Source organism: Salmonella sp. SJTUF15581, from assembly GCF_043356775.1.
In the GTDB taxonomy this organism is placed as follows: domain Bacteria; phylum Pseudomonadota; class Gammaproteobacteria; order Enterobacterales; family Enterobacteriaceae; genus Salmonella; species Salmonella enterica.
In genome coordinates this window covers 178,025-190,361 of sequence record NZ_JBEUJY010000001.1, presented here as the reverse complement: position 1 = coordinate 190,361, position 12,337 = coordinate 178,025, and the positions used below count along the sequence as shown (strand labels likewise).

Genomic DNA, 12,337 nt, shown 5'->3' with positions numbered 1-12,337 from the left:
ATGCCGGATAGGACGCTTAAGCATCGCTATCCGGCAGAAGGTTTTAATACGCGGAAGGTTTATTTGTAGAAATCAGGTTTTGAGGGTAATTCAACAATCTCGGTATTCCCTGTTTCCTGAGACTTCACGCAGGCATCAGCGGTAACCGCAGCCAGATAACCATCCCATGACGTTGGGCCTGCCGGCGGCAATCCTGCGTTCAGGCGATCGAAGAAATCCTGGAACTCAATGTCGTAGGCATCAATAAAGCGCTGTTTCCAGTCAACCAGGATGTCGGTGCTATACTTCGCCGCTTTCCGTACCGCGGCGCTGGCAACGGTTGGCAGCTCCGCCATTCCTTTCTCGCCGGTAACATCGCAGTGAATGTCGTAGCCATACTGGCAGTTCACAAATACTTCAACCACAATATTGATGCCGGAGGTGGTTTCCATTACAACCAGCTGCGGATCACGCAGAGTGGTCACCAGGCTGGACTGACGCGGGAAGTAAACCTTAACGGTTTTATAATCTTCGTTAAGCAGCCAGTGCATAACGTCAATTTCATGAATCAATGTTTCATAGATAGCCTGTGGCGTTTTGTATTCTGGCACCGTGCTGGCATTGTAATGACGTCCATGAACCATTAATGGCTGACCGATTTCGCCGCTGTCGATAATATTTTTCAGCTGAACGTAACCTTTGTCGTAGCGGCGCATAAAACCAATCTGCACCATGCGCTTACCATTTTTCTGCTCTGCTTCAATCACACGCTGACAATCCGCAGCCGTCACCGCTAACGGTTTTTCACAGAAAACATATTTGTTAGCATTTAGCGCGGCAACGGCCACATCGGCATGCGCCTCATTTGATGCGGTAATGATGACCACTTCAACGTCTTTATCATTAATCAGATCGTGATAGTCATTATAATCTTTGGCTTCGATCGCATACTTATCCAGCGCCGCCTGCGCCCTACCCGCGACGATATCACATACGGCAACAACCTCAACACCCGACACGGTGTTGGCCAGACGTCTTAAGTGATCGGAGCCGATCATGCCGATACCTACAATACCTGCTTTTAAAGTCATTTTCTGTTTCCTTTTCAATTAAAGATAATTTTTCAGTAACTCATCAATATGCTTTTTACCTTTTTGCGCATATTCCAATGGGTTATATTTCTTAGGATCCTGCTCGGCCTCAACAACAATCCAGCCAGAATATTGATGCCCGACCAGATAAGCTAATACGGATTTAAAATCAATATTTCCATCGCCGGGGACGGTAAACACACCATCAAGGAAAGAATTGAGGAATGATTTCTTCGCGAGGCGACATGCTTTGAGTTTTTCATTACGCACATCTTTAAAATGAACGTGTTTAATACGATCAAAATGTTTACTCAGTAGCGGCATGACATCGCCGTCAGAAACATATATATGTCCGGTATCAAACAGCAGATGTACAAATTGCGGATCGGTATTCTCCATGAGTCGATCCACTTCTGGCAGAGTCTGCACACCGGTGCCCATATGATGATGGAAAGCGAGCTTCAGCCCGTGCGCATTGGCAATCTTCCCAAGCGCATTAAGTCCTTCGCATAAAAGCTGCCATTCGCTGTCGCTGAAGTTAGGCTTCTCTGTATAAACGCACTTATCGATAATACCTTGAATACTATAAGTTTGTTCAGAAACAACGGCGACATATGCATGTATTGCCTGCAAATAAGCACAATGCTGTTCAAAAGCATTCATCGCAGATGCAATACCGTCGCGAATAATAAAGGAAGAAAACCACTGGCCCGGTATTTCCAGCCCGCGAAGCATTAACTCTTTATTTAACTCAGCAGGATCCTGCGGATAACAACCGCCAACTTCCGTCCCGGAAAAACCGGTGAGCGCGGCATCACTAAGTATTTGTTTATATGTATTTTCTTTACCAATCTCAGGAATATCATCATTGCGCCAACCGATAGGCGCAATCCCCAACTTAATGCTCTTTTTTACATTGTACATATTGCTGGCTCCCACTTAATGAAACGCTTTTACTGCATACCGCGATGCAAATTAACCTTTGATGGACAACATATTACTTTTTGTAGCCTGAAAAACTTTATCTATCCTGGTTGAAGAAGTGGGATAAATGCGTCAGGTATCACAAAAAAATCATCACTCTTTAATGATATTGCCAGACTTTTCGCGCTATAGATAAACGCATAAAATATACCGACAAATAAAAAATGGCCGCAGTATTGCGACCATTCTCATGACGATTAAATTTTAGCAAGCATTAATATTCAAATAATAAATAATTAGCTTTACGATAGTCCTTGCGATATTGACCGGGCGTTTTCCCTACTTTATTTTTGAAGTAATTCTGAAAATGACTAAGGTTGCTAAAGCCAACACGATAAGCAATAGAGGTGATCTTTTCGCGCCCGCCTTCATCCGTGGTTAGTAACGATTGCGCCTCCCCCAGCCTACGTTTTATCAGGTAATCCATCGGTGAATAACCATAGCGGCGTTTAAATTCATGGGAAACATAATAAGGACTGACATTAAATTTCGTCGCCAGCGTATCCAGCCGAATTGGCTCATAGAAATTGCGATCAATATAGGATTTTATTGAATCAAGTAAATTTTCATGGCGCTGTATGGCATCGTTACCTGTGCGCAATAAGACATTTCCCTCAATGTATTTGAGTACTACCTGGGTCAATAGCTGCGCCATTGCTGGCCCTTCTACCGCATGCTGATTAATAACGGTAAACACGGAGCTCATCAGTTTTTCCACCGTCGCATAATGGTGATACAGTGGAATAACCGGCACAATATCATCCGGTATTAGCGCATTCTCACGTAGACCCGGACACGAAATATTGTTAATCCCACAACAAATAGTGCCAATTGGCCGCCCGCTTTCCAGATACTCATCATGCACCACCTGGCTGTTATAAATGACCAGGTCGCCTTTACGAACCGGGTAGATGCGATCGCCAATGAAATACTCCCCGTCTCCTTCGGTGATAAGAATCAGTTCAACGGTCTGTGGGTGCATATGCATGAACCGGACAAACGGACCATTGCTCTCACTGACCTGGCTCACATACGCCAACTGGGGCTGAGCCTTATTCTCTCGTTCTGAAGGACAGAAGCACAAGCGCATGATTTACCCTCCAATATCCGAAACTGTGGTGCCGAAACACCCCTGAAATTTGAATTTTTATACCACACCAAATGAAACAAAAATGCTATATAGATCATAATTTTTTCCAAATCTTTCCTCGTTACAACAGACAACCATTGATACCACACCAAATAAAAACGATAAAAATCAATAAGTTAATTAGATTTTTGATTTCTTACTGCACATACCCTCGTATAAAAATCAGTCGTCAAATTTTCAAAATAAAATTTCATAAAAATAAATTTGAAATTTTTAATCCTAAAATTTACATTGAATACGGTATGCGTTTTAGGCTGAAGATAACCAGGCTTTCCTGTGACCGCTCAGTCAGAACGTCGTCAACATCGGTTTAAGAGGATAAAAAAGAGATGGAAACAGTCGGCAATTTTATTCATGGTAAAACGACACTGAGCAGCAGCGGCGAGGCGCTACCGGTGACTAATCCGGCCACCGGTAAAGTAATTCGTCAGGTCACCCAGAGCACCCGAGAGGAGATGCTGGCGGCAATTCAAAGCGCACATGAGGCTTTTCCGGCATGGAGTAAAATGACTCCGCTACGCCGGGCACGTATCCTTTTTGAATTCAAAGTATTACTGGAAAAGCATCGGGACGAACTGGCGGCGCTGATCGTCAGCGAGCATGGCAAGGTCTGGTCAGATGCGCTTGGCGAGCTGACGCGCGGCATAGAGGTTGTCGAATTTGCCTGCGGGATCCCGCACCTCAGCAAAGGAGAGTACTCCTTTAATGTCGGCTCAGGCGTTGACAGCTTTTCATTAATGCAGCCGCTTGGGGTTGTGGTAGGCATCACACCGTTTAACTTCCCGGCAATGGTGCCTATGTGGATGTTCCCGGTTGCTCTGGCTTGCGGCAATACCTTCGTCCTGAAGCCGCCCGCACTGGTGCCGTCCGCATCGTTACGTATGGCACAGCTTCTACAGGAGGCTGGCCTGCCGGACGGCGTGTTTAACGTTGTTCACTGTGGCAATGAGGCGGCTAGCCTGTTGACCAGCGACCCTCGCGTACAGGCCGTCAGCTTTGTCGGTTCCTCCGCCGTCGCGGAACATATCTATACCACCGCCAGCGCCCATGGCAAACGCGTACAGGCCTTCGGGGCCGCCAAAAATCACGCAATCGTCATGCCGGATGCAGATCTGGACGCCACCGTCAACGCCATTATGGGCGGAGCATTTGGTTCCGCGGGCGAACGCTGTATGGCGCTGCCGGTAGTGGTCGCGGTGGGCGATGAAACGGCGGACCGTCTGATCGAACGCCTGAAACCGCTGATTGCGGCGCTACGTATCGGCCCGGGAGAGCTGCGCGGCAAAGATGAAAATGAAATGGGCCCGGTTGTTTCACGTGCTCATCAACAGAAAGTGTTGGGTTACATCGACAAAGGAGTTAGCGAGGGAGCAACTCTGGTCATGGATGGCCGCAACTATAGCGTGGCGGGATATCCTGAAGGCTTTTATGTCGGCGGCACTCTGTTTGATAACGTCACGCCTGAGATGACCATCTGGCGTGAAGAAATTTTTGGCCCGGTTCTCGGAATTGTGCGCGTCCCGGATTATGCCACCGCCATTAGCACGGTAAACTCCCATGAATTCGGCAACGGCAGCGTGATTTTCACCACCAACGGTCACTATGCGCGCGAATTCGCCCAGTCGGTTGAAGCCGGGATGGTCGGTATTAATATTCCAGTTCCGGTTCCGATGGCATTTCACTCTTTTGGCGGCTGGAAGCGCTCGGTGTTTGGCGCCCTGAACGTCCATGGGCCGGATGGCGTGCGCTTCTATACCCGGATGAAAACCGTTACCTCGCGTTGGCCGAACGGACAGCAGATCGTATCGGAGTTCAGTATGCCGACTCTCGGTTAATACGCTTTCAGGAAGGAGAAGATTATGGCCAACTTGCTGAGTACCTGTACCTCTGAGTCGGGAAATATCCAACACATTTCCCCTCAAAATGCAGGCTGGGAGTATGTCGGTTTTGATGTCTGGCAGTTGAAGGCTGGAGAGTCGATAACCCTGCCGTCCGATGAGCGTGAACGCTGTCTGGTGCTGGTTGCCGGGCTGGCCAGCGTTAAGGCCGCCGACAGTTTTTTCTATCGGATTGGTCAGCGCATGAGTCCGTTTGAACGCATTCCAGCTTATTCGGTTTACCTCCCCCATCATACGGAGGCGAAAGTGACAGCCGAAACCGACCTTGAGCTGGCCGTATGCAGCGCGCCGGGATTCGGAGAGCTTCCGGTACGTCTGATCTCGCCACAAGAGGTCGGGGTAGAGCATCGGGGAAAAGGGCGCAATCAGCGCCTGGTGCATAACATCCTTCCTGATAGCCAGCTCGCCGACAGCCTGCTAGTCGTTGAAGTGTACACTAATGAAGGCGATACCAGCTCCTGGCCCGCGCACAAGCACGATACGGCAGTTGAAGGCCAGGAGACCTATCTGGAAGAGACGTACTATCACCGTTTCAATCCACCTCAGGGATTCTGCTTACAGCGCGTCTACACCGACGATCGCAGCCTGGATGAATGTATGGCGGTCTATAACCGGGATGTAGTGAAAGTACCTAAAGGCTACCACCCGGTTGCCACCATCGCGGGTTACGATAACTACTATCTGAACGTGATGGCCGGCCCGCTACGAAAATGGCGTTTCACCTGGGAAGAGAACCACGCGTGGATTAACTCACCAGACTACCCGCGATAACACTTCGTTGAGTGGTACTTTGCCAGCCGTCCTCTGCGGCTGGCTTTTTTATTCAACTCTGCGCCACACACGCTCATAAGATCGCTATCCACCTTCTCTTAAATTATTTCCCTGTTTTGTATATAGCGTATTTACGGCACGGCCCCCACCAGGAATACGCAATAAAATAATGATGCAGAAGAAGACTTACCCTATTTGCCGATATTATTATGGATCAATTAGTTACGTAGAGGTGGTAAACACTGGGGAGGTTTCAACAGGGTATATCCTGTGCGCACTCGCTGGAGGGAGTAAAGGTTGTGTAACCAGCGGAGAATATCTCTGGATATTCTCCGCTAATATTGGAGAGGTATCAGGCTATTACATCGCGACGTTTCCCCTGAATTTCACGCAGCTTGTTCTCGGCCAGCCGTTCAATTTCTGTTAGCGGCACCCCTTTTGTTTCCGGCACATAACGAGAAATAAAGACATAGCAGACCAAATTAAAGACGACAAAAATCCACATCGAAAAAGCGCCGCCGAAGGTCTCCTGCAGCCAGGCGTTATCATTTATGACCGGGAACAACAGTGAGATGAGGAAGTTGGCTATCCACATCAGGCTCACCGCCAGCCCCATCCCAAAACCTTTTATCTTTTCAGGGAAAACCTCAGAAATCAGTACCCATGCGCCAACGCTCCAGCTGACGGCAAACAGCAGCATAAAAAACAGGATGCCAAAGATGGTAATGTAGCCTGTATCGTGGGTGTACAAACCGTATGACGCGATCAACAGGCCGACAATTGAGCCGATGGTACCAATTTTCATAATCGGTATACGGCCATAGCGGTCGAACAGGATCATGCCGATAAAACTGCCCACCACATTACATACCGCGATAAAAATGGTCTGGAACATAACCACTTCGGTACTGCTGTTCTGCAACACCAGCGGCGCATAATAGTTCATTACGTTAACGCCTGTGAACTGTTGCAAAACGGCGATACAGCATCCAACCAACAGAATATAGCGGAGCACCGGCGAGCTTTTCAGGTTGGTGCGTTCTCCCCCGGCGACGTTGTCCTGTGGACGTACGGTTTCTTTCATGCTGTCAAAAATAGCGGCCACATCTGTGGCCGTTAATCCACTGTAGATCCGGGTAAGCACCTTTATCGAACGGGTTTCGCTGCGGTTGTTACGGGCGCACCATGCCGGTGATTCGGGTAGGAAAAGCGTAATCGCTAACATCGCAATGGAGGGTACCACTTGGGCAAAAAGCATAGTCTTCCAGCCCTGGGAAACCAGCACATCAGCAGGCATTCCTTTTGCTATCAGATAGTTGACTATAAACACGATAACCTGGCCAGATACCACGGAAATATTGTAAATGCCCAGCGCTTTGCCGCGAATTTCAGCAGGCGCCAGTTCAGACATATACATGGTGGATGCCGTTCCGGCCATCCCAACCGCAAAACCACACACAATGCGGGAAAGGGAGAAGATCATGAACGATTCACTCATCGCCGCCCCTAAGGAAGAAGCGATAAAAATGATCGCAATGATCAGAAGCGCAGGTTTACGCCCCAGTTTATCGGCAATTTTTCCACCGACCAGCGCGCCGATGATACAACCAATCACGATACTGGAAACGGCCCATCCGGTCTCGGTTGGCGTCAGTTGGTAATACTGCTGTAAAGGCAATACCACCCCGGTAATCACCGCCGTTGAATAACCAAACATCAATCCAGCCAGCGCCGCAATACAACACAGGACGTACACATAGGCCGAATTGTACTTACTTCTCTGAGACATAATCCCTCCCTTGCCTGTTGAGGAAACAACACACCAATGAAATTTTTCATTTTATTTTTGCATTCATTAGAAGAAAAATTCCATGAAAAAGATCACGAAATGGAGATATTCCAGGAAAGAACAAAAAGTACGGCCCCTGACAAATTGAGTTCAGGCACTGTCACGAAAGCAATAAAATTAAGTAAATTCATCAGGATACAGGAGAGCACTGCGCAAAACGCAGCATCTTAACGATAAAAAACGCCAGGATTATGAAATTCGAAATGTGATACCCATAACAAAACATAAGTTTCATTATTGATCGTTTTGAAATTAAAACATAGGTTGTGAAACGAGAGTTCTCAATAGCTATAAGATCGTCGGCAGAGCTACGGCAATGACCGACATAAGATGAATTTGTCTATTTGTTCACTAAATTCAAACAGATAGATGAAGTTTATTCTGGAGATAATCTACCTATGTCCACATCAGATAGTTGTTATAATACGGGTTACATATTACGCATCTGCGCGATTGCCGCACTGGGCGGAATATTATTTGGCTACGATACTGCTGTTATTTCAGGTGCGATTGGTTCACTGACCAGCTACTTTCATCTATCTCCTGCTGAGACCGGCTGGGCGGTTTCCTGCGTTGTGGTGGGGTGCGTTATTGGTTCGTTTAGCGCCGGATATTTATCTAAACGTTTTGGACGCAAGAAATCATTGATGGTTTCAGCGCTGTTATTCACTATTTCCGCAGTGGGCACCTCCCTCTCCTACACGTTCACCCATTTTGTGATTTATCGCATTATCGGTGGACTGGCAGTCGGCCTGGCGGCAACAGTATCACCGATGTATATGTCTGAAGTCTCACCGAAAAACATGCGCGGCAGAGCATTAAGTATGCAGCAGTTCGCTATCGTTTTCGGTCAGATTCTGATCTTCTACGTTAACTACAAAATAGCATCGATTGCAGCGGATACCTGGCTCATTGAACTTGGCTGGCGCTATATGTTTGCTGCGGGTATTATTCCCTGCATTTTGTTCTGTATTTTAGTCTTTTTAATCCCGGAATCTCCCCGCTGGATGATGATGATTGGTCGCGAGGAGGAGACGCTAAAAATACTGACCAAAATATCCAACGAAGAACATGCCAGACATCTTCTTGCCGATATAAAAACCTCACTGCAAAATGACCAACTAAACGCCCATCAAAAACTCAATTACCGCGACGGGAACGTGCGTTTCATCCTGATTCTGGGCTGCATGATCGCTATGCTGCAACAGGTAACAGGGGTTAACGTCATGATGTATTACGCGCCAATCGTCCTTAAGGATGTGACCGGTAGCGCCCAGGAGGCCCTGTTCCAGACAATCTGGATCGGCGTGATTCAGCTTATCGGTTCCATTATTGGCGCAATGATTATGGATAAGATGGGGCGTTTGTCGCTGATGCGTAAAGGCACTATTGGCAGCATCATCGGCTTGTTGCTCACCTCATGGGCGCTGTACAGCCAGGCAACCGGTTATTTCGCGCTATTCGGTATGCTGTTCTTTATGATTTTCTACGCGCTTTCCTGGGGCGTGGGCGCATGGGTGCTTATTTCTGAAATATTCCCTAACCGGATGAGGTCGCAGGGAATGAGTATTTCGGTTGGATTTATGTGGATGGCAAACTTTTTAGTTTCGCAATTCTTCCCGATGATTAATGAAAACCCGTATTTACTTTCGCATTTCCACGGCGCATTTCCAATGTGGATATTCGCCATCTGCTGCATCTTCAGTTACTTCTTTATCTGCCGTTACCTGCCGGAAACAAAAGGCATTTCGCTGGAGAAAATGGAGAGCGTAGTGTTAGCAAAACGCAGAAAAAAACTGCAGCCAATTCAAACCGAACGTTATTCTGATTAAGTTTCACCACAATGCCGATGATCGCTAAATACGATCATCGGCTTGTTTTTTTACTCCGTCGCCAGCGCCAGTGAAACCGCTAACGTTTGCGCCAGACACATGGACGCGACCTGAGAACGGAAACCATCGACCTGCGCTTCACGTACCACAAAACAGACTTCACTGAACGCTGCCAGCGGGCTGACCTGGCTATCGGTTATCGCAATATGGTGCGCACCGCGTTTCGCGCCAAGCTCGACTAATTCCACCACTTCCTGCGCGTAAGGCGAGTAGCTGATGGCAATAACGACATCGTCGGGGCTGACCATACTTAGCTGTTCAGAGAACATTCCGCCAATACCGTCAATTAAAAATGCCCGTCTCTCCAGATGACGCAATGCGTAGGTTAAATAACTGGCCACGCTAAACGAACGACGTAATCCAATCACATAAATATTGTCGGCTTTCGCTAACAGATTGACCGCCGCATCCAACTGCTCATTTTTAATCTGCACCGGTAATTGTTGTAATACCTGTGCATTCACCATTGAAAATAGCTTCAGAATTTCACCCGGCTTTTCCGGGGTAGGTTCCCCTTCATCCGCATTTTTCTGTCTGAACAGACGCGCCCGCTCGGTATAGCTTACTGTTTCCTCCATCAGGTGCTGGCGAAATACCTGTTTCATTTCATTAAATCCGCTAAAACCAAACGCATTAGCAAAACGAATCAGTGTCGAAGGGGGAACATCGGCATGTTGCGCGATGGAAGCGACCGTGTCAAAAGCAACGCTATTACTGTTATCCAGAATATACTGAGCAACTTGTTTAAGACGTTTGCTAAGGCTGTCATAGCGACTGCGGATATCATCCTGCAGTAAGGAAAGTTGAGTTTGATGTTTAGACATGCATGATACTCTAATAGAACGAAAATTTCGTAAATAACCATATTAGCACAAATGAACTGAACATACAGTTAACAACATTCAAATTGCGCTGTGGTTACCTTCAGTACAGAATTTGCTGGCGGGCTGGGTTCTGAGCAATCTGAATCTGACCGCATAAATGCGACAGGATCAGCATTGTTATGACTGGACGATGCCCGCAGCCAGGCGGCATCGCAAACGTTGAAAGGCAGAAGATGACGTTTATAAATCACGAAACCTTCATCTGTTATTGCGAACTGGCTCTTTTCGTCCCGCATACGGCAACCGGCGGAACACTCTTAGTGTATTACACTGATTACTTTAAGGATATGCGTCTACTCTTTTTCAATACTGAGCGGCAAATGATTTTTTCAGTATTGCTTTAACGTCTCCCGGCGAGCGGAATGCGCTTTCGATGGCAAGATGCCCCATATAAAACAGCCAGCCACAAAGCTGGCTGACCGCATAGTCATTTAATACGCTGTTACGTTCTGAGCTTTTTTCGCCAGCCCATCCAGCAATTTCTGATGGATGCCGCCGAAACCGCCGTTGCTCATCACCAGGATGTGATCGCCAGGCTGTGCGGTTTTCACCACCATTTCCGCCAGCGTATCGACATCTCCACTCCAGTGAGCAGGCTGTACGCAGGCTTCGGCGACTTCCGCCACTTGCCACGGAATATGCGGCGGCTGCAGCAGGAACACTTCATCCGCACGCCCTAACGACGGCGCCAGGTCATCCTTGCATAACCCCATCTTCATCGTGTTAGAGCGCGGCTCCAGCACTGCGATAATGCGCGCGGTGCCGCCCACTTTACCGCGCAGCGCCGCCAGCGTGGCCAGAATTGCCGTCGGATGGTGAGCAAAATCGTCATACACCGTCACGCCGTTCGCTTCACCGCGTAGCTCCAGACGGCGGCGGGCGTTAATAAATGACCCCAGCGCACTGGCCGCTTCTGCGGGGGCGACGCCCACGTGGCGCGCGGCGGCAATCGCCATCAGCCCATTGTGCATGTTATGTTCGCCGACCAGGCCCCATTTCACATCGCCGACTTTTTCGCCGTCCAGCCACACTTCCCACTCGGAAGCATCCGTAGTCAGCTTCTTCGCCTGCCAGTGTCCCTGCTCGCCCACCAGCTCCTGCTCGCTCCAGCAGCCCAGCGCCATGGTCTGTTTCAGGTTGATGTCGTTTTCCGGCCAGATGATGCGCCCCTGCCCCGGCACGATGCGCACCAGATGGTGGAACTGCTTCTGGATCGCTTTCAGATCGTCGAAGATGTCGGCATGATCAAACTCAAGGTTGTTGAGGATCAGCGTACGCGGGCAGTAATGCACAAATTTAGAACGTTTATCAAAGAACGCGCAGTCGTACTCATCCGCTTCGATAACAAAGAACGGGCTCTCGCCCAGGCGCGCGGAAACCTCAAAGTTGCCCGGTACGCCGCCGATCACGAAGCCCGGTTTGTACCCGCACGCTTCCAGTATCCAGGTCGCCATGCCTGCGGTCGTGGTTTTGCCGTGGGTACCGGCGACCGCCAGTACCCAGCGATCGCGCAACACAAAGTCATGCAGCCACTGTGGACCAGACATAAAGGGAATGTTTTTTTCCAGCACCGCTTCCACGCACGGATTCCCGCGCGTCATCGCATTGCCGATAATCACCAGATCCGGCTGCGGATCGAGCTGGCTGGCGTCATAACCCTGGATCAGATCAATGCCTTGCTTCTCAAGTAAGGTACTCATCGGCGGATACACATTGGCGTCCGAACCCGTTACTTCATGACCAAGCGAGCGAGCCAGCATCGCCAGCCCCCCCATGAAAGTGCCACAAATTCCCAAAATATGAATGCGCATACGTCACTATCCTTTTTTTATCTGCGAG

10 protein-coding genes are annotated in these 12,337 nt (G+C 48.6%); 4 read left to right on the top strand and 6 right to left on the bottom strand.

The genetic code is table 11. From position 1 onward, the window contains the following. Positions 1-59 precede the first annotated feature (59 nt). From iolG1 to reiD, 3 genes are all read right to left on the bottom strand, one after another. Positions 60-1,070: an inositol 2-dehydrogenase IolG1 gene (gene iolG1, locus ABVN36_RS00855; RefSeq protein WP_000172704.1), complete on the bottom strand. Its 1,011-nt coding sequence runs from the start codon at positions 1,068-1,070 to the stop codon at positions 60-62. A gap of 18 nt (positions 1,071-1,088) precedes the next feature. Beyond that, positions 1,089-2,009, bottom strand: a complete 921-nt coding sequence (gene iolE, locus ABVN36_RS00850) for a myo-inosose-2 dehydratase (protein ID WP_012601329.1) — start codon at positions 2,007-2,009, stop codon at positions 1,089-1,091. A gap of 259 nt (positions 2,010-2,268) precedes the next feature. Next, the gene (reiD, locus tag ABVN36_RS00845) at positions 2,269-3,093 is read right to left on the bottom strand and encodes a myo-inositol utilization transcriptional regulator ReiD (RefSeq protein ID WP_000332219.1); all 825 of its coding nucleotides are present in this window, start codon (positions 3,091-3,093) and stop codon (positions 2,269-2,271) included. Positions 3,094-3,215: 122 nt separating this feature from the next. On the opposite strand from reiD, the gene ABVN36_RS00840 reads away from it, so the two are divergent. From ABVN36_RS00840 to iolB, 3 genes are read left to right on the top strand one after another with little or no spacing between them, the layout of a single operon-like run. Beyond that, positions 3,216-3,518, top strand: coding sequence for a hypothetical protein (locus tag ABVN36_RS00840; RefSeq protein WP_071591287.1), 303 nt, complete (start codon positions 3,216-3,218; stop codon positions 3,516-3,518). A gap of 15 nt (positions 3,519-3,533) precedes the next feature. Continuing rightward, entirely contained in the window at positions 3,534-5,039 is a 1,506-nt protein-coding gene (gene iolA, locus ABVN36_RS00835; RefSeq protein WP_023138833.1) for a malonate-semialdehyde dehydrogenase IolA, read from the top strand. Between the two features lie 24 nt (positions 5,040-5,063). Then, complete coding sequence (gene iolB, locus ABVN36_RS00830; RefSeq protein WP_000002010.1) at positions 5,064-5,873, top strand: 5-deoxy-glucuronate isomerase; 810 nt, start codon at positions 5,064-5,066, stop codon at positions 5,871-5,873. Between the two features lie 352 nt (positions 5,874-6,225). Here the strand turns inward: iolB and iolT2 are convergent, their stop codons facing one another. Beyond that, a complete protein-coding gene (gene iolT2, locus ABVN36_RS00825; RefSeq protein ID WP_023138834.1) occupies positions 6,226-7,662 on the bottom strand; it encodes a myo-inositol import MFS transporter IolT2 in 1,437 nt (478 codons plus the stop codon). Between the two features lie 458 nt (positions 7,663-8,120). Here iolT2 and iolT1 point away from each other — a divergent pair, with 458 nt between their 5' ends. Further along, positions 8,121-9,554, top strand: a complete 1,434-nt coding sequence (iolT1, locus tag ABVN36_RS00820; protein WP_000107709.1) for a myo-inositol import MFS transporter IolT1 — start codon at positions 8,121-8,123, stop codon at positions 9,552-9,554. A 50-nt stretch (positions 9,555-9,604) separates the two neighbouring features. Here the strand turns inward: iolT1 and iolR are convergent, their stop codons facing one another. Further along, on the bottom strand, positions 9,605-10,438 hold the full coding sequence (iolR, locus tag ABVN36_RS00815) for a myo-inositol utilization transcriptional regulator IolR (protein WP_000033840.1): 834 nt from the start codon (positions 10,436-10,438) through the stop codon (positions 9,605-9,607). A gap of 491 nt (positions 10,439-10,929) precedes the next feature. After that, positions 10,930-12,309 (bottom strand): UDP-N-acetylmuramate:L-alanyl-gamma-D-glutamyl-meso-diaminopimelate ligase, encoded by a 1,380-nt coding sequence (mpl, locus tag ABVN36_RS00810; RefSeq protein ID WP_001219833.1) that lies wholly within the window; start codon positions 12,307-12,309, stop codon positions 10,930-10,932. Between the last annotated feature and the right edge of the window lie 28 nt (positions 12,310-12,337).

Excerpts from the sequence above, each read along its gene's own strand:
- iolG1 (WP_000172704.1), bottom strand. The coding sequence starts at position 1,070 with ATGACTTTAAAAGCAGGTATTGTAGGTATCGGCATGATCGGCTCCGAT.
- ABVN36_RS00840 (WP_071591287.1), top strand. The coding sequence starts at position 3,216 with ATGAAACAAAAATGCTATATAGATCATAATTTTTTCCAAATCTTTCCT.
- iolA (WP_023138833.1), top strand. The coding sequence starts at position 3,534 with ATGGAAACAGTCGGCAATTTTATTCATGGTAAAACGACACTGAGCAGC.
- iolB (WP_000002010.1), top strand. The coding sequence starts at position 5,064 with ATGGCCAACTTGCTGAGTACCTGTACCTCTGAGTCGGGAAATATCCAA.
- iolT2 (WP_023138834.1), bottom strand. The coding sequence starts at position 7,662 with ATGTCTCAGAGAAGTAAGTACAATTCGGCCTATGTGTACGTCCTGTGT.
- iolT1 (WP_000107709.1), top strand. The coding sequence starts at position 8,121 with ATGTCCACATCAGATAGTTGTTATAATACGGGTTACATATTACGCATC.
- iolR (WP_000033840.1), bottom strand. The coding sequence starts at position 10,438 with ATGTCTAAACATCAAACTCAACTTTCCTTACTGCAGGATGATATCCGC.
- mpl (WP_001219833.1), bottom strand. The coding sequence starts at position 12,309 with ATGCGCATTCATATTTTGGGAATTTGTGGCACTTTCATGGGGGGGCTG.